A 708-nucleotide genomic window follows, 5' to 3' on the forward strand; every position below is an offset into this window, starting at 1 on the left:
CTGGCCCTTTAGATGATTATGTGCCAACTGCAAATATTAATACCATAACAGACCTAGATATTCGTAATAAAAACATTGCAGACCTCACTGGTATTGAAGATTTTGTAGCACTTACTTCGTTAAATTGTGAAGTAAATGATTTAACTAGTTTAGATGTTTCAAACAATATTTTATTAGAAGTTTTAGAATTAGAGAAGAACAATCTAACTAGTATTGATCTCTCAAATAATACGGCTCTGATATCATTTAATTGTGTGTTAAATGAAATAACGGCTTTAGATTTTTCAAATAATACTTTGTTAGAAGTTTTAGAATGTCAAGCCAACGGGTTAATAAGTTTGAATGTATCTAACAATACGGCACTTAAAAAATTAAATTGTTGGAATAATAGTTTGACAGCTTTAGATGTTTCAAACAATACTGTATTAGAAGAATTAAGATGTAGCGACAACCTAATAAATTTAGATGTTTCTAGTAATACAGTACTTAGAGTATTACAATGTAGGAGTAATGAATTAACTACTTTAGATGTTTCAAACAATATTTTATTAGAAGAGTTAGGATTTACCATCAACAATTTAACAAGTTTAGATGTATCAAAAAATACTCAATTACAATCATTATTTGCTGGTAGAAATTTATTAACTAGTTTAGATGTATCGAATAATGTTTTACTAGAAAGCTTATATTGTAATGACAATCAACTTA

General features: G+C 27.1%; 1 pseudogene. It reads left to right on the plus strand.

Features of this window, described 5'->3' with window-relative positions:
• Positions 1-708 (plus strand): annotated as a pseudogene (locus JBL43_RS20150) (LamG-like jellyroll fold domain-containing protein); the annotation flags it as partial.

It is taken from the genome of Aureibaculum flavum (genome assembly GCF_016406085.1).
Lineage (GTDB): Bacteria > Bacteroidota > Bacteroidia > Flavobacteriales > Flavobacteriaceae > Aureibaculum > Aureibaculum flavum.